Source organism: Staphylococcus sp. IVB6240 (assembly GCF_025558425.1).
Classification (GTDB): Bacteria; Bacillota; Bacilli; order Staphylococcales; family Staphylococcaceae; genus Staphylococcus.
The window spans coordinates 110,330-137,144 of sequence record NZ_CP094718.1 but is presented as its reverse complement, the minus strand read 5'-3'; the positions used below and the strand labels follow the sequence as shown (position 1 = coordinate 137,144).

Annotated in this window: 26 protein-coding genes and 5 pseudogenes; 10 read left to right on the top strand and 21 right to left on the bottom strand. The window is 36.0% G+C overall.

The window, feature by feature from the left end; translation table 11 throughout:
* The first annotated feature begins 90 nt into the window (after nucleotides 1-90).
* The gene (locus tag MUA88_RS00660; RefSeq protein WP_262604266.1) at nucleotides 91-693 is read left to right on the top strand and encodes a GntR family transcriptional regulator; all 603 of its coding nucleotides are present in this window, start codon (nucleotides 91-93) and stop codon (nucleotides 691-693) included.
* 396 nt (nucleotides 694-1,089) lie between these two features.
* Here the strand turns inward: MUA88_RS00660 and MUA88_RS00655 are convergent, their stop codons facing one another.
* From MUA88_RS00655 to MUA88_RS00625, 7 genes are all read right to left on the bottom strand, one after another.
* Complete coding sequence (locus MUA88_RS00655) at nucleotides 1,090-1,812, bottom strand: membrane lipoprotein lipid attachment site-containing protein (protein WP_262605619.1); 723 nt, start codon at nucleotides 1,810-1,812, stop codon at nucleotides 1,090-1,092.
* Nucleotides 1,813-2,322: 510 nt separating this feature from the next.
* The gene (locus tag MUA88_RS00650) at nucleotides 2,323-3,309 is read right to left on the bottom strand and encodes a hypothetical protein (RefSeq protein WP_262604263.1); all 987 of its coding nucleotides are present in this window, start codon (nucleotides 3,307-3,309) and stop codon (nucleotides 2,323-2,325) included.
* Between the two features lie 173 nt (nucleotides 3,310-3,482).
* On the bottom strand, nucleotides 3,483-4,235 hold the full coding sequence (locus tag MUA88_RS00645; protein WP_262604262.1) for a hypothetical protein: 753 nt from the start codon (nucleotides 4,233-4,235) through the stop codon (nucleotides 3,483-3,485).
* A gap of 153 nt (nucleotides 4,236-4,388) precedes the next feature.
* Nucleotides 4,389-4,586, bottom strand: coding sequence for a helix-turn-helix domain-containing protein (locus MUA88_RS00640; protein WP_481906555.1), 198 nt, complete (start codon nucleotides 4,584-4,586; stop codon nucleotides 4,389-4,391).
* 10 nt (nucleotides 4,587-4,596) lie between these two features.
* Complete coding sequence (locus MUA88_RS00635) at nucleotides 4,597-4,920, bottom strand: DUF2975 domain-containing protein (protein ID WP_262605618.1); 324 nt, start codon at nucleotides 4,918-4,920, stop codon at nucleotides 4,597-4,599.
* 35 nt (nucleotides 4,921-4,955) lie between these two features.
* Nucleotides 4,956-5,111, bottom strand: coding sequence for a hypothetical protein (locus MUA88_RS00630; protein ID WP_262605617.1), 156 nt, complete (start codon nucleotides 5,109-5,111; stop codon nucleotides 4,956-4,958).
* Between the two features lie 87 nt (nucleotides 5,112-5,198).
* Entirely contained in the window at nucleotides 5,199-6,422 is a 1,224-nt protein-coding gene (locus tag MUA88_RS00625) for a Fic family protein (RefSeq protein WP_262605616.1), read from the bottom strand.
* 338 nt (nucleotides 6,423-6,760) lie between these two features.
* Here MUA88_RS00625 and MUA88_RS00620 point away from each other — a divergent pair, with 338 nt between their 5' ends.
* From MUA88_RS00620 to xylE, 4 genes are all read left to right on the top strand, one after another.
* Nucleotides 6,761-7,915, top strand: coding sequence for an ROK family transcriptional regulator (locus MUA88_RS00620; protein ID WP_262604258.1), 1,155 nt, complete (start codon nucleotides 6,761-6,763; stop codon nucleotides 7,913-7,915).
* A 121-nt stretch (nucleotides 7,916-8,036) separates the two neighbouring features.
* The gene (gene xylA, locus MUA88_RS00615) at nucleotides 8,037-9,359 is read left to right on the top strand and encodes a xylose isomerase (protein WP_262605615.1); all 1,323 of its coding nucleotides are present in this window, start codon (nucleotides 8,037-8,039) and stop codon (nucleotides 9,357-9,359) included.
* 5 nt (nucleotides 9,360-9,364) lie between these two features.
* The gene (gene xylB / locus MUA88_RS00610; protein ID WP_262604256.1) at nucleotides 9,365-10,855 is read left to right on the top strand and encodes a xylulokinase; all 1,491 of its coding nucleotides are present in this window, start codon (nucleotides 9,365-9,367) and stop codon (nucleotides 10,853-10,855) included.
* A 17-nt stretch (nucleotides 10,856-10,872) separates the two neighbouring features.
* Nucleotides 10,873-12,261, top strand: a complete 1,389-nt coding sequence (gene xylE / locus MUA88_RS00605) for a D-xylose transporter XylE (protein ID WP_262604255.1) — start codon at nucleotides 10,873-10,875, stop codon at nucleotides 12,259-12,261.
* Between the two features lie 115 nt (nucleotides 12,262-12,376).
* On the opposite strand, the gene MUA88_RS00600 is transcribed toward xylE, so the two are convergent.
* The 3 genes from MUA88_RS00600 to MUA88_RS00590 form a co-directional block, all read right to left on the bottom strand.
* Nucleotides 12,377-12,508 carry a hypothetical protein gene (locus MUA88_RS00600; protein WP_262604254.1) on the bottom strand — a complete coding sequence of 44 codons (132 nt, stop codon included), beginning with the start codon at nucleotides 12,506-12,508 and terminating at the stop codon, nucleotides 12,377-12,379.
* Nucleotides 12,509-12,581: 73 nt separating this feature from the next.
* On the bottom strand, nucleotides 12,582-12,917 hold the full coding sequence (locus tag MUA88_RS00595) for an SdpI family protein (RefSeq protein WP_262604253.1): 336 nt from the start codon (nucleotides 12,915-12,917) through the stop codon (nucleotides 12,582-12,584).
* A 690-nt stretch (nucleotides 12,918-13,607) separates the two neighbouring features.
* Nucleotides 13,608-14,285, bottom strand: coding sequence for a YjiH family protein (locus MUA88_RS00590; RefSeq protein WP_262605614.1), 678 nt, complete (start codon nucleotides 14,283-14,285; stop codon nucleotides 13,608-13,610).
* 41 nt (nucleotides 14,286-14,326) lie between these two features.
* Between MUA88_RS00590 and MUA88_RS00585 the strand changes: the two genes are divergently transcribed.
* Nucleotides 14,327-14,542: a hypothetical protein gene (locus MUA88_RS00585; protein WP_346658013.1), complete on the top strand. Its 216-nt coding sequence runs from the start codon at nucleotides 14,327-14,329 to the stop codon at nucleotides 14,540-14,542.
* A gap of 129 nt (nucleotides 14,543-14,671) precedes the next feature.
* Here the strand turns inward: MUA88_RS00585 and MUA88_RS00580 are convergent, their stop codons facing one another.
* From MUA88_RS00580 to MUA88_RS00560, 5 genes and pseudogenes are all read right to left on the bottom strand, one after another.
* Nucleotides 14,672-15,367: a zinc ribbon domain-containing protein gene (locus tag MUA88_RS00580; RefSeq protein WP_262604251.1), complete on the bottom strand. Its 696-nt coding sequence runs from the start codon at nucleotides 15,365-15,367 to the stop codon at nucleotides 14,672-14,674.
* Nucleotides 15,368-15,388: 21 nt separating this feature from the next.
* A pseudogene (locus MUA88_RS00575) lies at nucleotides 15,389-15,604 on the bottom strand (hypothetical protein); the annotation flags it as partial.
* A gap of 327 nt (nucleotides 15,605-15,931) precedes the next feature.
* Nucleotides 15,932-16,000, bottom strand: a pseudogene (locus MUA88_RS00570) (zinc-ribbon domain-containing protein); the annotation flags it as partial.
* 215 nt (nucleotides 16,001-16,215) lie between these two features.
* A complete protein-coding gene (locus MUA88_RS00565) occupies nucleotides 16,216-17,136 on the bottom strand; it encodes a YdeJ family lipoprotein (protein ID WP_262605613.1) in 921 nt (306 codons plus the stop codon).
* 126 nt (nucleotides 17,137-17,262) lie between these two features.
* On the bottom strand, nucleotides 17,263-17,967 hold the full coding sequence (locus MUA88_RS00560; protein WP_262604248.1) for a GntR family transcriptional regulator: 705 nt from the start codon (nucleotides 17,965-17,967) through the stop codon (nucleotides 17,263-17,265).
* A 122-nt stretch (nucleotides 17,968-18,089) separates the two neighbouring features.
* Here MUA88_RS00560 and MUA88_RS00555 point away from each other — a divergent pair.
* The 3 genes and pseudogenes from MUA88_RS00555 to MUA88_RS00545 all read left to right on the top strand — a co-directional run bounded on the left by MUA88_RS00555 (nucleotide 18,090) and on the right by MUA88_RS00545 (nucleotide 22,338).
* Nucleotides 18,090-19,997, top strand: a pseudogene (locus MUA88_RS00555) (beta-glucoside-specific PTS transporter subunit IIABC).
* Between the two features lie 13 nt (nucleotides 19,998-20,010).
* A pseudogene (locus tag MUA88_RS00550) lies at nucleotides 20,011-21,447 on the top strand (6-phospho-beta-glucosidase).
* Between the two features lie 66 nt (nucleotides 21,448-21,513).
* Nucleotides 21,514-22,338, top strand: a complete 825-nt coding sequence (locus tag MUA88_RS00545; protein WP_262604247.1) for a Cof-type HAD-IIB family hydrolase — start codon at nucleotides 21,514-21,516, stop codon at nucleotides 22,336-22,338.
* Between the two features lie 131 nt (nucleotides 22,339-22,469).
* Here the strand turns inward: MUA88_RS00545 and MUA88_RS00540 are convergent, their stop codons facing one another.
* The 5 genes from MUA88_RS00540 to MUA88_RS00520 form a co-directional block, all read right to left on the bottom strand.
* Complete coding sequence (locus MUA88_RS00540; protein WP_262604246.1) at nucleotides 22,470-22,985, bottom strand: YceI family protein; 516 nt, start codon at nucleotides 22,983-22,985, stop codon at nucleotides 22,470-22,472.
* 150 nt (nucleotides 22,986-23,135) lie between these two features.
* The gene (locus MUA88_RS00535; RefSeq protein ID WP_095114983.1) at nucleotides 23,136-23,336 is read right to left on the bottom strand and encodes a TM2 domain-containing protein; all 201 of its coding nucleotides are present in this window, start codon (nucleotides 23,334-23,336) and stop codon (nucleotides 23,136-23,138) included.
* Nucleotides 23,337-23,393: 57 nt separating this feature from the next.
* A complete protein-coding gene (locus tag MUA88_RS00530) occupies nucleotides 23,394-24,062 on the bottom strand; it encodes an ABC transporter ATP-binding protein (protein WP_095114981.1) in 669 nt (222 codons plus the stop codon).
* 17 nt (nucleotides 24,063-24,079) lie between these two features.
* A complete protein-coding gene (locus MUA88_RS00525) occupies nucleotides 24,080-25,129 on the bottom strand; it encodes an ABC transporter permease (protein ID WP_262604245.1) in 1,050 nt (349 codons plus the stop codon).
* Nucleotides 25,130-25,320: 191 nt separating this feature from the next.
* Nucleotides 25,321-25,404, bottom strand: coding sequence for a type I toxin-antitoxin system Fst family toxin (locus tag MUA88_RS00520; protein WP_262605076.1), 84 nt, complete (start codon nucleotides 25,402-25,404; stop codon nucleotides 25,321-25,323).
* A 3-nt stretch (nucleotides 25,405-25,407) separates the two neighbouring features.
* Here MUA88_RS00520 and MUA88_RS00515 point away from each other — a divergent pair.
* Nucleotides 25,408-26,276 (top strand): annotated as a pseudogene (locus tag MUA88_RS00515) (ATP-binding cassette domain-containing protein); the annotation flags it as partial.
* A gap of 42 nt (nucleotides 26,277-26,318) precedes the next feature.
* On the opposite strand, the gene MUA88_RS00510 reads toward MUA88_RS00515, so the two are convergent.
* A complete protein-coding gene (locus MUA88_RS00510) occupies nucleotides 26,319-26,801 on the bottom strand; it encodes a CPBP family intramembrane glutamic endopeptidase (protein WP_262605612.1) in 483 nt (160 codons plus the stop codon).
* Between the last annotated feature and the right edge of the window lie 14 nt (nucleotides 26,802-26,815).

Genomic DNA, 26,815 nt, shown 5'->3' with positions numbered 1-26,815 from the left:
TTGTTATTGTATATCATTTATCTTAAATTGTATACATTTTTCTTCTTATTCATTTTGTAGTACACTAATTTTGTTAAGGAGGATAACCATATGATGCGTAAAGAAACACCTGTCTATCAACAAATGCGAGATGATATTATTAACGGTATTTTAAAACCTGGTGAAAAAATTACAGAAGTAAAAATGGCTGAAAAATATCATGTCAGTCGCACGCCTATTCGAGAAGCAATCAAACAATTAGAAATGGAATATTTAATTAAAGACGGCTTTATTTTCATTCCGAACGCAGAAGAATTTAGAAAGATATTTGAGCTACGCATCTTACTCGAAACACACGCACTCAAAAAAGCAGCCATCGTCTTTGTCCAAGAAGATATCGATGAACTACGCAGTTATACAAGTATTGATGTAGAAGCAGATGAAAACTTGGTCATTGAAACAAACGATCAATTTCATAAAAAACTAATGAGTGCCACACATAACGAATTTATTATGGAAACCTATGAAAAGATGAAAGGCTTTATCTTCCTATTCAGTAAAACTGTCATTAATAAGCGACGTCATGGTCTGATTGATGAACATAAAGAAATTGTGACCGCATTAGAAAATAGAGAAATTGATCATGCCGTAAACTTACTAAAAACACATCTAGAGAAAGACTTAACCTTCACATTACATTACCTTGACTTATAACGTAGAAAAGCCGTAAAGAAGAGATGTTCATCATTTCTTTACGGCTCTTTTATATCATTTTTTGGCATTTTCCCTAGTAAAAGGAAAGTAAGTGCAACAAGTAATATTCCATTTGCTATGGAAAATATAAATATGTGTTCATGGATAACTGACAATGGCACGATATATTTCATCGTACATTGAACAAGCATAGCAATGATCCCGAATTTTAATGCATACATAAACCTTTCCATAGCCTCACCCCTTTTGTTTATTATAACAAAAGGAGAGGGAGTAGAAAAATACACCTAGATAACCGGTTCTAAAAAGAAAACACCCCTAAAAGTTAGATTTTAAACCTAACCTTTGATGCCTTCATCTAGATTCATTTCTATACAAATCGATATGCATTATTGATTAATCTACCTCATCTACATATTTATCATCTTTAGAATCAAGCACAACCTCTTCAACTTTGTCTCCTACTTCAGTAATAAGATATGCATTCTCTTTTTTACTTTTAACACCAGCATATTTCTTATCGTAAATATCAAAAGGATAAATAGGAACGGATACTGGTAATGTGTATTCACCACCACTCCATTGTCTCTTAAATGTAAATTTTTCATATTTTGTTTCATTACCAGAACCGTCTGTAACTACTTTTAAATTCATTTTTTCAAATTCTGGTTCTAAGTATTGTTTATTTTTCAATTCATTATATCTTTTCTTAAATTTTTGCTTTTCACTTCTATCATATACACCATAATGATCTTCTATACTTGTTTTTAGGTTTGATAACTCATCGTTCTTATTTTCATTGAAGTTATTTTTATAAAGTTCTAATGCTTTTTCTTTAACCTCATCGTTGCTCATTTTCGTAACTTCACCTAATGTAATATCACTGTCTTCCATATAATAAAATTTAGTTTCACCTTTTTTAGAAATAATCACATAATCGACATAAGAATCTTTATCAACATCTTCCGTATAGTCACTAGAATAATCTATCAGATAACTAACATTCTCTTTTCCACTATTAAAGACTTCTCCCATCTTTAACTCTTTTGAATTTGTCACATTTGAACATCCTGTTAATAAAAATGCAGATACAATTGCACCAAGCAAAATTTTTTTCATTTGCTTAATCCCCTTTTCCTATAAATATTTTTCAATTGCTGCCTGTATTTGATTATGTTCCTATTCTCTCACACAAAATTGAAATATTGAAGCACTGATTTATTGTTTTAATGATAAAAATATAATCTTCTTTTTTTATTTTCTAAGAATGTTACGCGTGCTTTGTAGAATTAATAATAATTTAAAAGGAGGGGACCTTGATGCCTTCGTATATTACAATCTCCATCATTATTTGCATTCTGGCACTTCAATATTTCATGGCAAGTCGTAGATCAATCATATGGGGAGCCATCCTTCCAATACTATACGTCATGGTAATGATCTATTTATATGTCATACACCACTTCCCTAATTTCCTAACATTCTTCCTGTTTTTAATTTTAGGTGAAATTTTCCTTATTGAAGAATGGGGTCGTGGTCGTAAAAACATCAAAAAATAATATAAAAAAGTGTGAGCAAGATATCGCCGTATCTCGTTCACACTTTTTGTTTTTGTTATTAAAATTTTATTTACTCTTCAATACCTTTTTCATCATATTTTGTGACCGTACCGTCTTTGCTAACAATATATGATCCTGCTAGATTACCTGACTTATCAAGGAATGAGAAGCCCCAGCTACCATCATCTAATTGTGCAGGTTCTTTGTATGTGTAAGTATCCGTATCTAATAAGTGACCTTCATAGTCTTCCACTAAATCAATCACATTTGCACGAGTTACCGTTGTGCCTGATGTACTTGATGAACTTGAGCTTGATTCACTTTCGTCTGAATCACTTGAATCCGATGAAGATGTTTGTGGTGCTTTGGCTTCTGGTGGTTCTGGTCCAATTACAATTCTGCTTGCCAACCCTTTATAATCTTGGTTGCTATATTTACTGTATAAATCTTTGACACTGTTGACATTAACTAAGGCAGGATTGTTTTCGTTAAGAAGTTCATTATATGAAATATTATATTGAGTCGCATATAAAATAACCTGGTCATCTGTTACAGCCACAAAACAAACTGCAGCAATTGTTTTTTGAGGATATGGTTTATACAGTCTTAGATCACTTGGTGCACCAGGTACCGTAAATTTAGTTTCAGGTGTCAATGTAATCTGACTTACAGGCTTTACTTGCCTTGCTGTTTCTGCTGGTCCATTAGCTATTTGTGTAAATTGGCCATTTGCCATATCATTTGCCGTAATACTTGATTCCTTAATATTAGGATCATACAACGCCAATGCGACTCTTTCTTCATCCGTTAAGTTTTGTACTGCTTCTTCTACAGATAAATTTTTCTGCTTTGTCTGGTTTGTATTACCATTATTTTGATTGTTTGATTGATTATTTCCGTTAGTATTATTGTTATTTGACTGGCTTTGATTTGCTTGATTTTCATTATTTTGCCCTGCATTATTCGCTTGATTGTTTTGCCCGTTATCCCCGTTTGAGCACGCAGCTAATGTTGCAACTAAAGCTGTTGTTGTTAGAATACCCAATACCTTCTTCACAGTCATATCACCCTTATTTTAAATTTTTATATTGATTACAATTGTATTATCTCATAAGCTTTTTAGACATTAAAGATCTATATCCTTTGATGACTTATATATAAATGACAGCTACACAAAAACGCCACATTCTCTTTGGTGGGGGAAAATATGGCATTGGTTTGATATTATATTTAATCTTTAAAAGCGTCTAGAACTTCTTGTCCACAATTTACTTTTAATAAATTCTCTTTTTTAAACGATGGACTTTGAGAGCTACTTGTAGCATAACACCTTTTATAAGAACTTAATTCAGGTATTGCATTCATCCATTCGCTCCTAGACCTAGTAATTATAATCGTAACATCTCTCTTTCTAAGTCTCTCTTTTATAATGTTAAACACAAACTTCTGTGAGAATAAATAACCATGCTTTTTTATCATTCTATTTACTAGCTTATCTAGACCTTTACTATACTTTCTCGAATGGTATGGAAAATATTCAACTAATGCAATTTTTTCAGTAAAATATTTGTCAACACTTGTTGTATCTTCTTTACTTTTCATCTTTTCAATTTTTTCATTATATTGTTTTTTGAACAATGGCTCTAACTTATCCCAAAATCCTTTTTTTTCATGATAAAAATCAAACTCAAAAAATTTTGGTTCTTCAAAAGTAAGATTCTTTTGTATCACTTCTGCATAATTACGGTTGGCATAATTTTTACGATATTCTTCACTCATGCTTGGATTCAAACTGAGTACCAACACATTCGCACTTTTAATATCACCAATATAATGCAGTGGAATAACACCAAGGTCTAATTTGTAAACTTCGTCTAAATTTTGATACTTATCATCGTTTATTAAATCGACAAGAAATGCTTTATCATGCTCAGCATAATTATTGCCTGCTTCTTCTACTATATTTTCCCAAGGATTTTTCATGTATTCACACAACCTCTCTAGTAACTTGTTAAAAAATTATAGTACAAATTATAATATAAGAATATTGATTTAATGATTCACTACTTTAAAATTTTAAATAAAAAAATACCACATCTCCTCTAGAAACAGAAATGTGGCGTAATATTAAAAGGTTTATTCATTTACGATAATATCACCAGGTTGACATTCTAAATAGTTACAAATCGCTTCCAGTGTGCTAAAACGTACTGCCTTGGCTTTACCCGTTTTTAAAATTGATAAGTTTGCGATCGTGACATCCACCGCTTGTGACAATTCTGTCAGTGACACATTACGTTCTTTTAACACTTCATCCAGTTTTATCTTAATCATCACTGCACCTCTAAATCGTTAAGTCGTGTTCTTCTTTAATATCTAAGGATTTTTTGTATATCGTTGCCACTGTCGTTATAAATGTACCTATCACTAATAATAAAGTCGATGTCATAATGTCATGATTTAACACATGCTGATATTGTCCTTCAACATGAATTAATAAATCAGATACATTTGTGATAAAAGCATAAATAATTATCAATAAAGAAATATATAAAAGTAAATTCGCATTATCCCATGAAAAAATGGATTCTCCTTTAAATGTCCTTGTCAGCTTTATCGTTAAAATAATGATTGCACAATATAGAATGAGTTCAATAATGTATACCAAGGCATGTAACTGAATTGAAAGTGAAGCATGCAGAATTAAATTTTCAAATAAGCCATTATACTTAAATAGTTTTTTATACCTGTTACAATACCTAAAATCAAAAAGGCATATAATAATACAATAGATATTAAATCCATACGTTCCATCTTCAACTCTCTTTTGGCTGTCTTAACTCTCTTACTTCTTTTCATGACACATCACCCCTTTATCGTTATTCAATAAAATTTTATCACTTATTTTATTGAATAACAATAATTTTTATTGATAAACAGTAAAAGCTAAATTGCAAGTAATGACTCAATAAATCCGTCACTCAACTCGTAAACAGCAGGATTTCTTTTTAATTGAACAAGTTGCTCTTCATATTTTTGAATGACATGATTAATTTTATTTCTAGAAAACTCTGTAACGTTTTCAATCTGTTTCAATGGAATACGCGAATAATGACTTCCGAATATTTTATCTTGTAATAAAATAAATAGAACACCGTATTCATATTTGTCTGATGCTATATTTTCTAATGCGTTACTTAAATTTTCTAATAACACCTTATTATGTTCGAAGCGCTCTAAAACTTGATGCTGCCCTTCAATCAATAAATCCAACATTTCTTCTATAAAGATTGTTAACTCCCCTTTATTATAAAAGTTAGAAGTACTTTCAAATGCCTTATTGTATTTTGATTTATTGCGATTGACCGTATATGAAAAAGTCAGTGCTGTAAATGGATCGAGTGTGTCATGCAGCATTTTTGCTAAAATATATCTTCCAACGCGTCCATTCCCATCGTAAAACGGATGGATATATTCAAAGATAAAATGACTTGCCATCATTTTGAATATTTGAGGTGCCTCATCATATTTGATAAACGTAAGCATCCCCTGTAAGTATTCAATGATTTCTTGTTCACTTGCGACGTTTCTATGCACCCATCTATCTCTAGATCCATCATGTACACCAACAGGGTTTTTTCTAAACATAACACCATCTGGCATATCTTTCTCTTTGATCTCAGTTGACACCAATTTATCAAAGAGCTGTCTAATATCTGAAATTACATTTATTTCTCCGTCATCATCGTTCATCATCATATATTGACTAACCAATCCATCAAATCGTTTATGGTTGGATTTAACCTTGTTAATTGATGCCGCAATTTCTTGTTTGGTACTTCTAATATTCTCAGTTTCATTCGTACTTTGTAATTCATTAATTAATAAATGTCTCATGTATGCGTGATTTGCCACATCTGGTAATAGCATAGATAACGTTTTGATTTTCGCCGTATTGCGTAATACCGTTTCTAAATGAGAAGTCAGCTTCTTTGTCATAGTGAAAAATAATGGATATGAAATAGAAGTTTTTTGTTTCTCATCCTGAATTGGATGAATTTCTAAACCTATCAAATAAGTCGAAAAACTATTGATTCTCAGCTCATATTCTTTTTTCACTTCTTCTAACCCATACATATGAAAAACAGTTTTTAATGATTTATATGACATATTAAACACCTTCTTATTTATCATATTTCAAAAATATGATGGTTATACATATAAGTAGTATATATGTATTCTTCAAATTACGGAAGTTTTTTTATGTAAGTCATTTAAAAATATTATATAGCCACCATCTATAAACTGACTAATGCAAGAGAAAGTTACGTGCAAGTTACATACATGTTAAACAATTCTGCCTCATATCTATTCCTCCCCATCTCTTTTCCCTTTTCACGACACATGCCACGATTTAGTGCTATACTTATGTATTATTAATAACAGGTTGTTTACGAGATACCTGTCTAATGTCTACGCAGTAAGAACATATTAAAGGGGTATGCACAATGAAACAGATGCAACACTTAGCCTTTACTGCCAATGATCAGATGGTACTGAAGGCGATTTTTAATCATAAACCAATTTCTATGACGGAGATTGCACGATTAACAAATACGAATAAGGCGACGATTTCAAGTGTTGTCAATCGCTTAAAAACGCAAAAAGTGATTCGAGAGGCTGGTCAAGGGGAAAGTACGAAAAAGGGTGGACGAAAAACAATCTTACTCGAAATTAACCCTGACTTTTGTTATACCGTATCACTGGATTTTACTTATGATTCTGTAGATATGATGGCGAATGCATTTGATGGCCAAATCATAAATTATGAATCCTATCCACTTTCTGAAAAAACAATGGCACAAGCTTTAGCGATTGTGGAAGAAAAACTAGATCCAACCAACCAACTGGGTACACAACACGGTTTGCTTGGTATTGCGGTGTCTATCCACGGGATTGTCAATCAAGACCGCTCGATTCGTACATTGCCATTCCTCGAGTTAGGCGACATCTCCGTAGCAAATCGTTTAGAACAATATGCGCAAGTGCCTATACTTATTGAAAATGAAGCAAACTTGGCTGCCTTGTATGAACATGCGCTACGCAATCATACGTGTACGGAAAGTCTAGCTACACTTAGTATTCATAAAGGGATTGGTGCTGGACTCATATTGAATAACCAACTTTATCGTGGGGCGGATGGTAGTGCTGGTGAGATTGGGCGATCGCTAGTTCTTGTTACAGATACACAGCCTGCACACTATGACAAAATTGAAAATATTTGTTCTCAAGATGCGCTGATTTCACGTCTTCGTGATCGTTTAGATGAACCGCTTACGTTAGAGACCATCGCAACTTATTACAAAGCGCAACATCCAATGGTACATGAAGAAATCGCAAACTTTATTGACCGAATTACTGTACTTATTCATAACTTTTCAATCCAGCTAAATCCAGCACATATTTTTATCAACTGCCCAATTATGAATGAAATTCCTGATATCTTAATCCACATTCAAGGCAAGCTCCATGCTTATTCTCATGATGCAGCGATGATTCGACTGACTTCCAATGTCCAATATGCGACGCTGTTTGGTGGTGCTTTAGGCATCACACAAAAGATTCTCGATATCGATAATATCAAACTTGATTTTTCATCCTAACAAGACAATCCAAATTCGGGTTGTCTTTTTTATTTACGAAAACGTTTACAAAATTTTAAAAAGGTGCTATATTCTAGTTAGTTAATTTATTAAACAAACTAACATGCAGGAGGTTTTCTCTATGACATATTTCAATATAGACAAAGTAACTTATGAAGGACCCACATCAACAAACCCATTTAGCTTTAAGTATTACAACGCAGATGAAAAAATTGGCGACAAAACAATGAAAGAACATTTAAGATTCAGTGTCGCTTACTGGCATACATTCACTGCAGACTTATCTGACCCATTCGGTGTAGGAACAGCACAACGTGATTGGGATCAGTTAGATGAAATGGATAAAGCAAAAGCACGTGTAGAAGCGATTTTTGAATTTATGGACAAAACAGGTATTGAATATTTCTGTTTCCACGATGTTGATATCGCACCTGAAGGCAAAACATTAGCTGAAACAAATGCAAACTTAGATGTCATTACAGACTTAATCAAAGAAAAAATGGATGAAACTGGTAAGAAGTTATTATGGAATACAGCAAACAACTTTACACATGAACGTTTTGTTCACGGTGCAGCAACTTCATCTCATGCAGATGTATTCGCCTATTCAGCAGCAAAAGTAAAAAAATCATTGGAAATCGCAAAAAAATTAGATGCTGAAAACTTTGTATTCTGGGGTGGCCGTGAAGGTTATGAAAGCTTACTCAACACGGACATGAAGTTGGAGTTAGATAACTTAGCACGTTTCTTCAAAATGGCAAAAGCATACGCAGATGAAATTGGCTTTACAGGTCAATTCTTAATCGAACCAAAACCAAAAGAGCCAACTTCACATCAATATGATACGGATGTTGCGACAGCACATGCATTCTTACAAAAATACGGCTTAGAGGATGTCTTCAAATTCAATATTGAAGCGAACCACGCAACACTTGCAGGACATACATTCCAACACGAATTACGCTATGCGCGTGACAATGGCATGTTAGGTTCTGTGGATGCGAACCAAGGTCATCCGTTACTTGGTTGGGATACAGATGAATTCCCATCAGATGTTTATGAAACAACACTTGCGATGTATGAAATCTTGAAAAATGGTGGTTTGACTCCGGGCGGTCTTAACTTCGATGCAAAACCAAGACGTACATCATTTGCTCAAGAAGATTTAGTTTTAACGCACATCGTAGGTATGGATGCTTTCGCACTTGGCTTACGTATTGCACACAAAATGATTGAAGATCGTTTCTTTGAAGACATCGTCGACAATAAATATGCATCATATAAAGAAGGCTTAGGTGCAAAAATTGTGAATGATGCTACTTCATTTGCGGAGTTAGAAGCACATGCATTAGAACTTGGCGATATCGAGCTAGAATCTGATCGCTTAGAAGTCATCAAGTCACGCATTAATCAATATATTTTAACGATTAACAACGAAGGATGATCCATATGAACTATGTTATTGGCATGGACATCGGTACGAGCGGCTTGAAAAGTCTTAAAGTCAATATGGAGGGAGACGTTGTAGATCAATACAGAGTCTCTTATCATACAGACCACCCACACTCTGGATATAGCGAGATGGATCCGGAAGTATGGTATCAAGCCACGATCGAGAGTCTCACATACTTTTTTAAACAAGCTGACGCACAGGACATTGTAGGTATTAGCTTTTCTGGACAAATGCATGGCCTCGTAACCATTGATGATCAAGGTAATGTCATTCGCCCTGCTATTTTATGGAACGATACACGTACGGCTGATGAGGTTCACGCATTACTTGATACAGTCGGGTTAGAAACGTTCTTAAAGGAAACGCAAAACACGGTATTAGAAGGCTTTACCCTACCGAAGTTAATGTGGGTCCGTCGCCATGAACCAGATCATTACAATCGCATTCATAAAATCATGTTACCGAAAGACTATATCGCCTACCGTCTGACAGGCAATATCTTCAGCGAACCATCTGATGCATCAGGAACATCACTGTTTAATGTTAAAGAAGGCACATGGTCGAATCCTTTATTACAACAATTAGACATTCGTGAAGAAATTTTACCGGACATCATTCCGTCACATGGTGAAAATGGTGTACTGACAGACGCTATCAAGCAACAACTTGGCATTTCACATGATGTCGCTATTTATCAAGGTGGCGCTGATAACGCATGTGGCGCACTCGGTTCTGGTATTACGGACGACAAAACACAAATGGTCAGCATCGGGACATCTGGTGTCGCACTGTCTATCCAAAATGATCCACAGTTCGAGAATGATGGCAGTGTCCATTACTTTAACCACTGTGTCCCTAACCAGAACTACATGATGGGCGTGACGCTATCGGCAGGTTACAGCTTGGGCTGGCTCAAAAAGCTTTTACGTCCAGATGAAGACTTTGAACAATTTCTTGAAGGTTTAGAGAAAACGAAGGCCGGAGCAAATGGTTTATTATTCACACCATATCTTCTCGGTGAACGTACACCTTATAACGACACAACCATACGCAGTAGCTTTACAGGCCTTGATGCGACAACAACGGATCATGACCTGAAACGTGCTGTCATTGAAGGGATTACTTTCTCTATTCACGAGAGCGTTAATATCATTCGCCAGAGTGGTACACCAATATCACAAATTGTCTCAATTGGTGGCGGTGCCAAAAATGCAAATTGGCGCCAAATTCAAGCAGATATCTTTAATGCGCAGATTATCACACTGACGCAGGAACAAGGACCTGCTTACGGTGCAGCAATTCTTGCAGCCATGGGTTCTGGTTGGTTTGAAGACTTCCAAGACATTCGTGAACAATGGATTAGTTACAAAGAGACCGTTCAACCAAACGCAGAACAGCACCAAATTTATCAGAAACTGTTCCCAATCTACCAGTCAGTTTATCAACACACACAAAGCATTTCTCAACAGTTACTGTCATTCAAATAAACAAGGGGATGCATTCCATGAGAAACTATGATAATAAAAAATTCATTTTCACTATTGCCTTAATCGCAACGCTCGGTGGCTTGTTATTCGGTTATGATACAGCCGTAATCTCTGGTGCCGAGCAATCATTACAAAAATATATTACAGCAGATTATAACGATCTGATTCACGGCCTTACCGTTTCAAGTGCTTTAATCGGGTGTGTGATCGGTGGGATTCTATCATCAACACTTTCTAGCCGATTAGGTCGTAAACGTACATTACAAGTTGCGGCTATTCTATTCATCATTTCAGCATTACTGTCAGGCTATCCGGAATTTTTATTCTTCACACCTGGCGAACCAACACTTGCATTACTGATTATGTTTAATATTTATCGTGTCATTGGTGGGATTGGTGTCGGTCTAGCATCAGCGATTTCACCAGTATATATCAGTGAAATCTCACCTTCTAGTATTCGTGGACGTTTGGTATCATTCAACCAGTTCGCGATTATCTTCGGGATGCTCGTTGTATACTTCGTTAACTATGGCATCATCTATGGAGAAACACTCGATTGGATCCAAACAATCGGTTGGCGCTATATGTTCGCAACAGAAGCCATTCCAGCAGCTGTCTTCTTCTGTTTGTTGTTCTTCGTGCCAGAAACACCACGTTACTTAACATTGATCAACAAAGAACAAGAAGCATTGTCTGTACTGAACAAAATCTATACATCCGCCGACCATGCACAAAAAGTTTTTAATGACATTGTATCAACGAAAAATAATGAAACAGATATCAAAGCACCACTTTTCAGTTTTGGTAAAACAGTCGTTATTGTTGGGATTTTCCTATCCATCTTCCAACAATTTATCGGTATCAACGTCGCACTGTACTACGCACCACGTATCTTTGAACAACTCGGTGCAGGTGGTAACGCAGCTATGGTTCAAACCGTTGTGATGGGCTTAGTCAACGTTATCTTTACCGTTGTCGCTATCTTATATGTCGACAAATTTGGCCGTAAACCATTACTGATTATCGGTTCAACAGGTATGGCCATCGGTATGATAGGCATGAGTGTCCTTACAGCAAACGGGACATTCGGCATCATCACACTGTTATTCATGGTTATCTACACAGCGTCATTCATGATGAGTTGGGGTCCGATTACATGGGTATTACTCTCTGAAATCTTCCCGAACCGTATTCGTAGTGGTGCCATGGCCATTGCCGTTGCAGCACAATGGCTCGCAAACTTTACCATCACATCAACATATCCGTCTATGATGGCATTCAGCGGTACATTCACATACGGATTCTACGCATTGATGTGTATCTTATCTGGCCTCTTCATCTGGAAATTCATCCCAGAAACAAAAGGCAAAACACTCGAAGAACTCGAAAACGTATGGCAAAAATAACAACAATCCCCCAGCGATACACCGTGAAGTGTTCGTTGGGGGATATTTATTTAGCGTTCTTTTCTCTTCATTTCTCGTATTCCAAACAACATCATCAAAAGACCATGTACAACTGTTAATCCTTTAAAACCAGTGAACTGACTGAAATAAAGAACAGCGTTAGAATGACTTCAGCAACAAGTAAAACAATGATAATTGCTAGTAAGACTTGTTGTGACTTTGGCATAGACGGTTTCTCTTTATCCATATTGCCTCCTCTATCGTGCTTATTTTTCAACCATACATTCCCCTATGCAAACCTTAACACAGATACTACATGACTAATCTAACTGTCGATTGACTTTCCAATACACCACAAAGTGAACTAAAAAGAAGATAATCACCTGGGAAATAATCGAAGTGATAAATAACTTATCATTGTTCATTATTAATAAAGCAATATCAATGATGAGCGGCACAACTGAAACCACCCATGTATAGTGACAGGCTTTTACAAATAGTTCTGTATAAAGCTTTTGTGCCCGTTCCCAATTCTTTTGACTCTTCATCGCCTTCTTAGAACGGAATCCTGAAAAATAATTCATATGTATCGGTGGTGCACCCACAAATAGGCGTGTGATCATTAAACTAATGAAACTGCTTATGAGTAAGATCATTGGTAAACTCCTTTTACTAGTTAAATTATAGAGTATTTGTTCAGGTCCTCTAGCATAAATATTATAAAAAGTGAGAGATAGTCTTTTATGATAAAATATAGTAATTAATTAAGGAGAAGGTTAGTGAAATATTTACTAGAGTATTTAAATGGCTTACACACACCTACATGGATAATTGTGGCCTTAATTGTAACATTCAATTTAATAAGAACTATTTACCTTTTCTTTAGCAATATTAGTTTCTTCAAAATCATTGAAAGAAAAGCTCTAAGAAAGCGTAAAAAAAGAAAGTTCAAACGCTTGTTAATAACAAAATTATATCTAAGCATATTCTATATAACATTTATACTTTCGATACTATTTAACTCTTTTTTAATAACCATGATAATTAACTCCCGCTTCGAATATTCCTTAATCACTTTTTATTTAAGCATTATTTTAATTTTCACACTTCAATTTTTTGCAATTTTTAAACTCACAAAAAATATGATAAATCACGACCATCTAATACCTCTTCGAAAAAAACAGACTAAAAAATAAGTGTTACCGTCCAAGTTAAAAAATAAGAAAAGCAATTAAAAATATTGTTTTTCTTATTTTTTAGATTTACACATCAAAAAGATATTCTAGAAATGAATACCATCATACTCTTTTCTAAAATATCTATTGATTTAGATGAAACTTTCTTTATTAATCTAAGAATAAGAATGCCAGTGGTGTCACAATGATTAAACTAAGAATCGAACGTTCAAACCAGATAATCACAAGTTCATGTATCTTTAATGGTATGTGTGTAGACATCATACTTGGAACGCTGGCTGAAAAGAATATGATTGTGGACACTGATACAACAGCAATTATAAATTTAGTCACAATTGGTGCACCGACTACAATAAGTGATGGTAAGAACATTTCTGTAATACCAATGGCTGTCCCTTTTACAGCTAAGAATGGTTCTGGAATTTGTAAAAGTGCTGTTAGTGGATAGAAGATATACGCAACATAGTTAAAGACTGGTGTATACTCAACAAGTAACATAAAAATAAGCCCAATTGATAAAATTGTAGGCAAGATGCTCATCGTCATCAAGATACCTTCTTTAAAGTTTTTCCATACATTCTTCAATAAACTTGGCGATTCTTTAACAGTTGTGAGTCCTCGCCTCCATGCGAGTGAAACCTTATCTTTAAAAGACAAATAACTTAAATCTTCTTCAACTTCAGACGTATCATAATATTCTGTACTCATGCGACTAATAGGTGGAATACGTGTTGTCAGTGCTGTGACTGCAAAGGTAACGAACAGCGTGACAAAGAAATATAAATTCCAATGTGACATCAAATCTAAAGTTTTAGCAATAACAATCATAAATGCCACCGTTACTGTCGAAAAACCAGTAGCAATATGGTATTATCATCGGTAAACCACAAAATGGTGAACACTATGAAGCATATAAACGTACTTGGCAAACCATGTTAGAAGACTTTGACCTACATGATCTACCCGTCTTTTATAATGCAAGCTTTGGTCACAATGAACCGAAATGTATCATTCCATACGGTGCCACAGCTTCTCTGGATGTCACCAACAAAACCTTCACGATTCATGATAATACCTGTGAATAAACAAACAGCATGCCTTGTACAAACTTAAACTTGTACATGACATGCTGTTTTATGTTGTTCTATCACTTTAAAATACCTCTATACACCTAACTATCGGAATGCCAAGACCCATCCAACAGTCCCAACATCTTATCTGCCAAACTGATATTGTGGTCCATTTTCAATCGCAACGACATACCCATCTCGCACATGGGCATAGATACTAAAGCCATTGTTCGGATTGTTATCGTATAACATTGGGCTTCCACCACCTATTTTAGGCCCACCATGGAAGTTTGTAAATTGTTGTGTCGTTACATTATCTGGTGTGACATAAACTTTTGAGACTCTATCATTGGAATCGTATTCCACACCCATATTGTTGTACTTCTGAATCACTGTTGAATCGTATAACTGAACCGTGCCGGTAGACTGCCCCGCAACTTGTTCAATTTGTGAACGTGTCATACCTACATTGAAACCATTATATCCACCAACGCTTGGTGTATTCATAAAGTCCGCACTAAAGCTATCCGTTAATACATTGACCGATGTTTCTGCTCTCGGTGCATGACCCAGTACTTGTTCGCTATTCGGCGTGTTCGTGCCATTCTGTGTTTGGGATGCTGATTGATTCGCTGAATTATTTTTAAATATTTGAAGCCCCGCAAAAGCTAATCCCGCTAATAAAATCAATACACCAATAATACCTATAATCCATGGCCATGGACTACTCTTTTTTGACTCAACATATACTTCAGATCGTGCAGCCACTGGTTGACCACAGCGATTACAAAATGGTTGATTCTCTTTTAATGCATTTCCACATTTCGTACAATATACCATCGTTATCCCCCTCACCTTTTTCTATTCTGGTCGTCCTTTTTCATCATATTTCGTCACAGTACCGTCTGAATCAACAATGTAAGAACCTGCTAAGCGCCCTGACTTATACAAAATTGAAAAGCCCCAACTGCCATCTGCACGTTGTTCTGGCTCTTTGAACGTGTAAGTACTTGTATCTAAATAATGTCCTTCATAGTCCTCTACCAAATCAATCACATTACTGCGTGTTACCGTTACAGGTGCAGTTTGTATTGGTTTTTGATTAGGTTGTGGTCCATTATGAATTTGTTGTGGCTGAGGTTGTGTTTGTTGTACGTTTTGTACATTTTGATCACTCTGCATACCGTTATTCTGCATATTCTGGTCATTCTGCACAGTCCCGTTATTTTGATTATTTGTCTGATTTTGTGTTGTGGATGGGTTTAACACTATATTTTTATACAATTGAAGCCCCGCAAATCCAATCCCAGCTAGTAAAATCAAAACACCCATAATTCCAACAATCCATGGCCACTTTTTTGCTTTAGCCGGCTGAGCATATTGTGCGGATCTTGCGTTCACTTTATGGCCACAGTTCGTACAAAACTGCTGATTCTCTTTGAGCGGACTCCCACAATTCGTACAATATTTCATGACTTTTTCTCCTATATTCACCTTTATTCTCGACGACTTTGTTGATATGTATCTCGACTAATAAAAGTACGTTTTTATTAACTCATTATACCTTGTACACAGCCTATAAATAAATATCATTTTATGAAAGTTTTCATGATTTTATTCCACAATAATAAAAAAACTGCCGATAAAGTTATCTCCTCCATCGACAGTTTGTGTTTATTAATTATATTTTAAATTTGACGCCCTTTTTCATCATATTTTGTTACAGTGCCATCTGTATCAATAATATAAGAACCAACTAGATTACCCGACTTGTCTAAAATTGAAAAGCCCCATCGACCATCTGGAAATTGTGCAGGCTCTTTAAACGTGTACTTTGTTGTATCTAATAAGTGACCTTCGTAGTCTTCCACTAAGTCAATCACGTTACTACGTGTCACTTTTGTACTTGATAAACTCGATGATGCGCTACTTGATGATGAACTACTACCTGTATTTGAGTTAACTGGGCCACTATAACTTGTTAGTCCATCTTGTGTGATTAGCGATGCAACATAGTCGATATCTTCTTTTGGTAAGTTGGTATTAATAGGCACTGTGCGACCATTTGCCAAAAGTCGCTCTGTTTCCTGTCTTGAATAATCTTCATCTTGCCATTCCGCTTCTTGGAATTTTGCTGGAATATTATCATAGAAAGTAATCGTGCCATCATTGTTATCTTTAAAAATTACATGTGCGATACCGCTTGTTCTCAATCTAACCACGCCGTCTGGATAATGTGCAGATGCATTCGGATTGTATGGAAAGACTGACTGACCTGACATATCAACGGGTGTATATGTCATGCTTGCATTAGGTAGTTGGTTGTAATCTCCAAAGCTTGTTAACATCACTTGCGCATAATATTCACGCGTGTTTTTAGGATACACATCCCCACCTTTATTACTCTTTTGTGTTTGATTATTTTGTTGTGTCCCATTATTCATCTTTTGATCATTTTGTGCATTCTGATTTTGCGTATTTTCCGTATTATTATTGTGATTACTTGTTTGTGATTGTTGCGTATCCCCCTCGTTGTTTCCTAAAAAACCACAACCTGCAAGTAATACCGTACTAGTCACTAAACCAATCCATAAATCCCTCTTTTTCATCTCGAACCTCCACAAACTATATGATTAATTCAATTATACAATATTTCAAAATCTTATAATCTCTTTTCCTAAAAAGTTCAAAAAAGGTACCTTCCTGTCACAAAACAAAAAGGTACTTCAATATTTTTAATTACTCACTGATTGTAGGAAGAACTTAGCATATTTATAGTGATACACCACTTTTGAATAGTCAAATGGGATACCTGTTGCTAAATACACAACTTGTTCCATATATAACCCGGGTGATAATGTCGGTAAGTCTAAAGTGTCAGCTTCCACTTCATTTAATTGATCGACTGTTAAGTAGACGTCCGCAAAGCTAATTGTCATCTTATAAGCTGTTTCTAAATAATGAAAAATAGACTGCTCAGCGATTTCTTTATTTAAATATGGAACAACTTGAACTGGAAAGTATGAGACTTCCTTACATAACTTTTCATCATCCATATAGATGAGGCGTTCTACCAAATAAACTGGCGCATCGACATCGATATGCAAGTTGTTGGCCACTTCTTCATCGGCAACAGTCTTTTCAACTTTCAATACATCATAGTGAATATTGTGTTCTTGGAAGTTTGCGCTAAAGCCACTTGTGACAAGTAAGCTCATATAGCCTTCACGACGTTGACGTCTGACGAAAATACCACTACCTCGCTGTTGGAAGATGGCACCACGTTTTTCCAGTGTATCTAATGCCTTACTAATCGTGCTTCTGCTGACATTATAACGCTTCGTTAATGTATCCAGGCTATCCAGTTTTGTTCCTTGTGGCAAATTATGTTCATGAATATGTTGTTCAATTTCGTATGTGATCTGTTGGTATTTGTTCACGGTTGCGACTCCTTTATTAAACCTTTCACTTATTATACACAATTTTAAATAGTTACTCACTTGAATAATTGTACCGGTACAATTATAATGTTAGGTAATAACAAGAAATTTCGTAGGAGATGATGATTGTGTCAAAACCAGTACGCAACTATCAACAGCTTGCAAGTGACATACTTGAAGCTGTGGGTGGCGAAGAAAATATTGTCAATGTCGCACGCTGTGCCACGCGCTTACGCTTAGTATTAAAGCGTTCAAATCCAGAATTTAAACGCAAAGTATCCGAATTAACGGGTGTCATTACTGTTGTAGAAAACGGAGGACAATTCCAAATCGTTATCGGACAACATGTCGGCGAAGTGTATGATGCATTTACAGCCATTACAAATGTAGAAGATACAACAGATGAAGCTGTTCAAGAAAAAGGTTCTATCCTTAACCGTGTGATCGCCACAATGTCAGCTGTATTCGCACCATTTATTTACATACTAGCAGCAGCCGGTATTCTGCAAGGGACACTGATTTTAATTAATTTAGCCTTCCCTGCATTCGAAAAAACAGGCACATATGAAGTATTCAGCTTTATCTCATAGGCGCCTTTTACATTCTTGCCTATCTTTATCGCATTAACTGCCGCAAAGCATTTCAAAGTTAATATCTACATCGCATTGGCCTGTGCAATGGCACTTGTCAGCCCAACATGGACAGAAATGGCAGGCAATATCGCAAATGGTGAAACAATCCGCTTCTTCGGTATTCCATTAAGCGAAACGGTATATACATCAACTGTATTACCACCACTTTTCTTAGTTTGGGCATTGTCTTACGTTGAACGCTTTCTCAATAAAGTGTTCCCAGAAGTCGTTAAAGCTTTATTCGTGCCATTATGTAGTATTGTGATCATGGTGCCTCTGACACTTTTAGTAATCGGACCGTTATCAACCATCTTCGCAAACGGCGTGGCCGGTGGTTACAACTACTTAGCTGAAAACTTACCAATCCTAGCAGCCATCATCATTGGCGCATTCTGGCAAATCTTCGTTATTTTCGGCGTACACTGGGGCATTACACCAGTTGTACTTGCGAACTTCGACAACTTTGGTCGCGACTCGTTCCAAGCGTACCAAACGATTGCGGTTATCGCGCAAGTCGGTTCAGTACTCGGTGTCTTCCTTAAAGCCAAAGCACAAGAAACGAAGAAAATCTCATTATCAGCAGGGATTACAGGTATTTTCGGTATTACAGAACCAGCGATTTATGGTGTGAACTTACGATTCAAAAAGCCATTCATTATCGGTTGTATCTCAGGGGCAATCGGGGCCGTTGTCGCAAGTTTCTTCAATCCATACTACTACGTTTACGCTGGACTACCTGGTCCATTAACAATCGTTAACACCATAAACAGTGATAACCCATCATCATTCATCGGTGTATGTATCGGTGTGGCCATTGCCATCATCTTACCAATTGTACTTATTCAAATCTTTGGTTACGGTGATGACAGTGTCAAACAAGCAGATATCGAGCCAGTGAAGTTAAACAATGATGCAGAAACAACGACAGTACAAGAAGACTTAGAAGTACACATTCAAGCACCTTTAACAGGTGACGTCATCGTATTATCTGATGTTGCAGACCCTGTCTTCAGCTCAGGAGCAATGGGAGACGGTCTCGCAATTAAGCCTACGAAAAATGAAGTTGTCGCACCTGTGGATGGTTCTATCGTTATGACAACACCATCAAAACATGCGATCGGTATTCGCAGTAACTCAGGAATTGAAATTTTAATCCACGTAGGTATGGATACAGTTCAATTGAATGGAGAACATTTCGAATTACTTGTACAAGATGGCGACGCAATTACAGCGGGTCAACCACTGTTACGCTTTGATGCTGAAGCCATTGAACAAGCAGGCTATTCGACAGTAACACCTGTTATTATTACGAACCATGCAGAGTTTAATGAATTAATTAAAACAACAGACAAACCCGTAGCACACGGTGACAATATCATTGAGGTTATTAAAAAATAGAGGAGGCAATATCATGGCATTACCAAAAGATTTCTTATGGGGTGGCGCATTCGCTGCACATCAATTTGAAGGTGGTTGGAACAAGGACGGCAAAGGTCCTTCAGTAGTAGACGTCTTAACTGCAGGGGCACACGGTGTTCCACGACGCATTACAGAAAAAGTAGAACCAAATGAATTCTACCCAAACCATTAAGCTGTTGATTTTTATTCTAACTATAAAGAAGATATCGCCTTATTTGCGGAAATGGGCATCAAAGTTTTAAGAACGTCTATCGGTTGGACACGTATTTTCCCAAAAGGTGATGAAGCAGAACCAAACGAAGCAGGTCTTCAATTTTATGATGATGTCTTTGATGAATTATTAAAACATGGTATCAAACCAGTCATTACATTAAGTCACTTCGAAATTCCACTTCACCTAGCAAGAGAATACGGTGGTTTCAGAAGTCGTAAGGTGGTTGACTTCTTTGAACACTTCGCAAAAGTCGTATTTGAACGCTATAAAGACAAAGTGGAATATTGGATGACCTTCAATGAAATCAATAACCAAATGGATGTGAATAACCCATTATTCTTATGGACAAACGCAGGGATTGAAATCCAACCAGGCGAAGATGCGCGCAGTGTGATGTATCAATCTGCACATCACCAATTACTCGCAAGCGCAAAAGCCGTGATTGCAGGACATGAAATTAATCCAAACTTCAAAATTGGGGCCATGGTTTCACATGTCACGGTATATCCATACTCATGTCACCCGAAAGACATCATGGCAGCAGAAATTGCGAATAGAGAGCGTTTCTTCTTCCCAGACGTACAAGTGCGTGGAAAATATCCAATGTATGCCTTGAAAGAACTAGACAGTCTTGGTGTGAAACTGCCAATCGAACCAGGCGATGAAGAAATTCTTGCGCAAGGAACAGTAGACTATCTCGCATTCAGTTACTACATGTCTACAACAGTGAAACATGACGTACAAAACAACGAAACAGACAATATTGCGAACGGTGGTCTACCAAACGGTGTGAAAAACCCTTATATCGGCGCTTCTGATTGGGGTTGGGAAATCGACCCAGACGGCTTACGTTACGTGTTAAACACATTGTACAACCGCTATCAAATTCCATTGTTCATTGTTGAAAATGGCTTCGGTGCAGTCGATGAATTAACAGAAGACAACACTGTTCACGATGCATCTCGTATTGATTACTTTAAAAATCATATTCAAGCGATGAAAGATGCAGTGGAGTTAGACGGTGTTGACTTACTTGGTTACACACCTTGGGGCATTATGGACATCGTCTCATTTACAACAGGCGAAATGAAAAAACGTTACGGCATGATCTATATAGATCGTGATAATGAAGGTAACGGCTCAATGAAACGCTACAAAAAAGATTCATTCGACTGGTACAAAAACGTCATTGCGACAAATGGAGAATCATTATAATCAACGTTATAAGGGACTGTTGCCGTCAATGTAGCAGTCTCTTTTTTTTGAAAGGATGAAAAAGACATGCAAGACATTCAATTAATTGCTTTAGATTGTGATGGTACACTCATTAATGATCAAGGACATATCACCGAACGAACACAACAGGCACTGATTACCGCTCAAAAACAAGGCATTAAAGTAGCATTGGTTTCCGGTCGCCCTCGTACGGGTTTCCATTATGAGATTGAGGCGTTACAACTTCATCAACATCATGGCTTGATTGGTGCTTATAACGGTGGACTTGTTCTTGACGTTATAACAGAAGAAACGCTCTTTAAAAAGGGAATCGATCTAGTAGAAGCACGTGAATTTTTAACAGCCATACAAAACTTAAAGCTGACTTACATTGTGGATCACGATGGCAAACTATATACAAATACACCAGACAATCAATACGTTCAACATGAATCTCACGCACATCGCTTAGAGCTTGTCTACGAACCAAAGTTGCATGAGATGATTGACTTCCAGCCAGTCAAAATTTTATTAACACAGGATCCTGACTATATTGATACAATCACACCAAATATTCAAAACCTTTGTGGTGAAAATCTTCATACCATTCGCTCGACACCCTTTTACTTAGAAATCACTGCGCGCGGTGTAAATAAATCACATGCCTTAGATCATATATGCCAAGCAATCGGCATCCAAAAGCGAAATGTCATCGCATTTGGTGACCAGCTCAATGATATAGAAATGTTACATGATGCAAGTATCAGCGTCGCAATGGGCAATGCGACACAAGAAATTAAAGACATTGCAGATATCATCACTGACGATAACAATCATGACGGTATCGCAACGGTAATCGAGGAGCTACTGGAGGCCCAACAACAAAGATAGAGTAGCCTTCTACTACTATTCCTTTAGACCACCCTCTGTCTTAATATATATAAAATATGGGCCTACATCATACTTATTTCTGCAAATTAAAAGGAGTTGAGCACAATGTCTCAACTCCTTTTTCACTTTGATTAGTCTTCTACTACAAACTCAACAGATGCTTCGAATTTTACATCTTTACCTAACATCACGCCACCAGTTTCTAATGCTTGGTTGAATGTAATGTCATAGTCTTCACGATTAACTTTACCAGTTACGATGAATCCTGTAACTTGTGAACCGTCTAATGGATTTTTGCTTACACCGTTGAATTCTACGTCAAATGTTTCTTCACGTGTAACACCTTTGATTGTTAAGTCACCTGTCACGCTGTCTTCACTTACTTTTTTAGTAACGAATGTGATAGAGCTGAATTCTTCAGTTGCGAAGAAGTCACCTGATCTTAAGTGATTGTCACGATCTTCATTAGCAGTGTTGATTGATTTTGGATCAATTGTTACGTTTGCTTGAAGTGTGCTCAAGTCATTGATGTCACCTTCAACATTTACTGCGAAGTCATCGAAGCTTCCTTTTGTACGTGAAACCATTAAGTGTTTAATTTGAAAATCTAAATCGCTATGTGCCTTATCAAAAGTAAATTTTGTCATGATAATTCCTCCAAATAATTAAGTATAAATTTTATATTAGAGTCAGTTTATCAACTTTATTTGAATAATGCAATGATTTTATCTCGAAATCGTAATATTTTTTTATATTTTAAAAAGAGATCGCTTTACACGACCCCTTTTCACTTCAGATTAAACGGTTATTTTACCATTGTCAGATGGTCTGAGTAAGGCAATAATTGCTTCAATAATAGCAATCACGCCTGGAATACCTGTCCAACAAAATAGCAAGTACAAGACACCCCAGCCTGTTTTTTTCGCATAAAACTTATGTGCACCAAGACCTCCTATAAAGAATGCAAGTAGTACATATGCAAATTTATCCACTACCATACGATCAACTCCTTCTATCTTTTATCATATATATTTTATTTGATTTGACCTCACATATCAATTCTGTACTTCTTCCAGCACACCATCTTCCATGTGATACACTTTGTCGCAATATGATGTCAGTCGCTCATCATGGGTCACAACGATACACGTTTTATTTTGTTCTTTAGACTGTTCTTTTAAAATACGCATGACTTCCATCGCATTTTCCGTATCCAATGCAGCAGTAGGCTCATCTGCTAAAATAATTGATGGTTTTGTATACAATGCTTTCGCAATCGCAACACGTTGCTTTTGACCGCCTGATATCTCACTTGGAAGTTTGTTTTCAATCGCATCCAAATTCAACTGTTTCATCAGCTTTTGATACGCTTCTTCACTCAAGATATCCTTCTTCTGTTTTGCCAACAACTTGAATTGTTGTTTCACCGTTAAAAACGGCACCAAGTTCGTTGCTTGTAGAATAAAACCAATCTCCTGCATACGTGTTTGTGCGAGCGCTTTTTGAGACATTTTGGAAATATCTTGATTATTAATTAAAATATCACCAGAAGTCGGTGTTTGTAGCGCACCGGCCATCGTCAAAAACGTACTCTTACCAGAACCTGAAGGACCAATAATCGCAATCAATTCATTCTTCTCAAACTTCAATGATGTTGGCTTTACAGCTTGTATCGTTTGATTTCCATCTTTAAAATCTTTCGTTACATTTTTAAATTCTAACATGTTATTTTCACCTTCCTTTACCCAATTGCTTTCAATGGATCTACTTTTCGAATCGTCAATATTGAGAATAAGCTACCGATGAGTGACACAACGATAAGTACAACCCCATAAATAATGAGCGTCACTGTGTCGAACTTAATCGGCACAGCACTTGGTAAAAATGCACCTGTTAGTAGTGTTAAACCGAGACCAATCAACGTTCCAATCAATGCGATAATAAATGTTTGTGATAACACAGCTTTTGCCAAATAACCATTTGTGAAACCTTGCGCCTTGAGCACACCAAATAGGCTTGTTTTTTGTAGCGTAATGACGTATAGGAAGATACCAATCACTGTCGCCGAAATAACAAACAAGAATGAAATCATAAAGTTTAATGTTAAATTCTGAGCTTGATAGCCTGGTAAATTTTCAACAAAGCTTTCCATTTTAATTGCTTCCAAGTCGCTCTCTATCGTTTTCTTTTCCCAATTCTTATCTTTTACAACAACTGCATTTGTCACTTTATCATTTAAAGAAGGGTTCAGTTTTTCAATTGTTGCCTCATTTCCAAACAACACCGGAGAAGCATTGTATTTCGCACTTTCACTAAATCCAACAATTTTTACCGTTTCATCAGATTGTGATAAAGAAAGTGTATCCCCTACCTTGAATCCTTTTTCTTTCAGTGTTTCATCCGCAATGACTTCATTGTCGGCTTTAAATTGCTTACCTTCAATCATCTTAGGAATTAAGAATGAATCATCTTCCACACCGAATAATAAGGCATTTTCCTCTTTGTCACCATTTGATACAATCACACCTGCTTGTTTCAATGTCGCTTGTTTATCATAAACATCCACAACATCCTTTTTCTCAAATAATGATTGTTGCACGGTTTGATTTGCATCTTTATTGAGTACAATCGCATCTGCCTGCCAACGATCAATACCCTCTCTATTCATATTCATCAACCCACTTGCCAGACCAGATAGTAAAAACAACAAGTAACTGATCATAATAAGTACACCGATAATGAGACCAAATTTTAACTTATTACGTTTAATTTCATTCCAAGCTAAAAACATAGACATCCTTCTTCCTTATTTATTAAATGTTTTATTATATTCCCATATACAAGGAAATTATGCAGTGATTTTGATGATTTCACTCCGTTTATTTAAACTATGTTATAATATTAAGTAATCACTACTTCTTACATGTTACACAAAACCCCCATACTACCGCGAATAGTATGGGGGTTCTTTTGTGCTAGCTTTTAGTCACCTTTTTTATTATTGTCCTGTGTACGCAGCCAGTGCGTAAATAAAGCAACAATACAGCCACTAATGATTTTGACTATTTCTTAAAATCATTAGAAACACGATTGAATCAACTTGAAGTGAAACATCAGCCTAGAAAAACTCAACCACTTAAAATGGATGTTCTTCATGCCGAATCTTTGAAAAAACGTATTGTCATTCGAGTGGAAGATCTTACAGGGATAGTTAATAACAAAACCTTATGGAATCCGACCAGTTTCAATATTCGTGGTGGTGAAAAACTAGCAATTATTGGAGACAATGGCGTTGGTAAAAGCACCTTAATTAATAAGATTGTTCATCTGACCCTAATGTTTCACTCTCACCATCAGCTAAAATCGGTTATTTCAGTCAAAATTTGGATATATTAAACCTTGAAAAATCTATATTAGAAAATATTCAAGATTCATCTAAGCAGAATGAAACATTGAGCCGAACAGTCCTTGCAAGAATGCACTTTTTTAAAGATGATGTTCTAAAACCAGTCAAAGTTTTAAGTGGTGGTGAACGCGTAAAGGTTGCACTTGCTAAAATTTTTCTAAGCAACGTTAATACATTAATATTGGACGAACCAACAAACTTCCTAGATATGGAAGCAGTAGATGCAGTTGAATCTTTATTACAAGACTATGAAGGCACTTTAATTTCCGCTTCTTATGATAGACGCTTTATTGAAAAAGTGGCAAATCGAATCCTGATGATTGAGAATCAGGCGGTCAACGTATTTGAAAGTAATTTTAACCAGTTTAAATCTGAGAAAATGAAACAAGAAAGAAGTACAGCAGAAGATGAAAAAATGATACTCGAGATGAAAATAACGGAGATACTCAGTAGATTAAGTATTGAACCAACAGATGAATTAGAGCATGAATTTCAAAATCTCATCCAGAAAAAACGTGAACTTGATGATTGATATCAGCTAAAAAAGTAATAAACAAACCGAACTAATCGATAGTTAGTTCGGTTTGTTTAATATTATATTCTTGTGATTAACACCCTTTGAAATACACAAAATAAGAATGATGGATATGTAACCTAAAATCGAAATGAAAGATGCATCCATACCGTATTCGCCACCAGTCAACCAAACATTATCTATTTTGATAATATACTGAAAAAGACTGTAATCTACTTCAACTTTAGTAACAGTAAATATTCCTGCTATGTTCCAACACATATGCAAGGCAACACCTGCCCATATAGAATTAAAATAATACGAAGCAGTAGCATACATAGTACCTGCTAAAAATCCTGCTAAAATTAGCAAATATAAGTCAATACCTTCTAATTTACCATTAAATAAGTGCACAATACTGAATAAAAAGGAACTCAAAATAATTGCAAAGACAATATTTGTTTTCTCTTCAACATATTTTAGAAGTATACCTCTAAATACCATTTCCTCAACAATAGGTGCAATAATTCCTGAAATAAACACAACAGACAGTAACA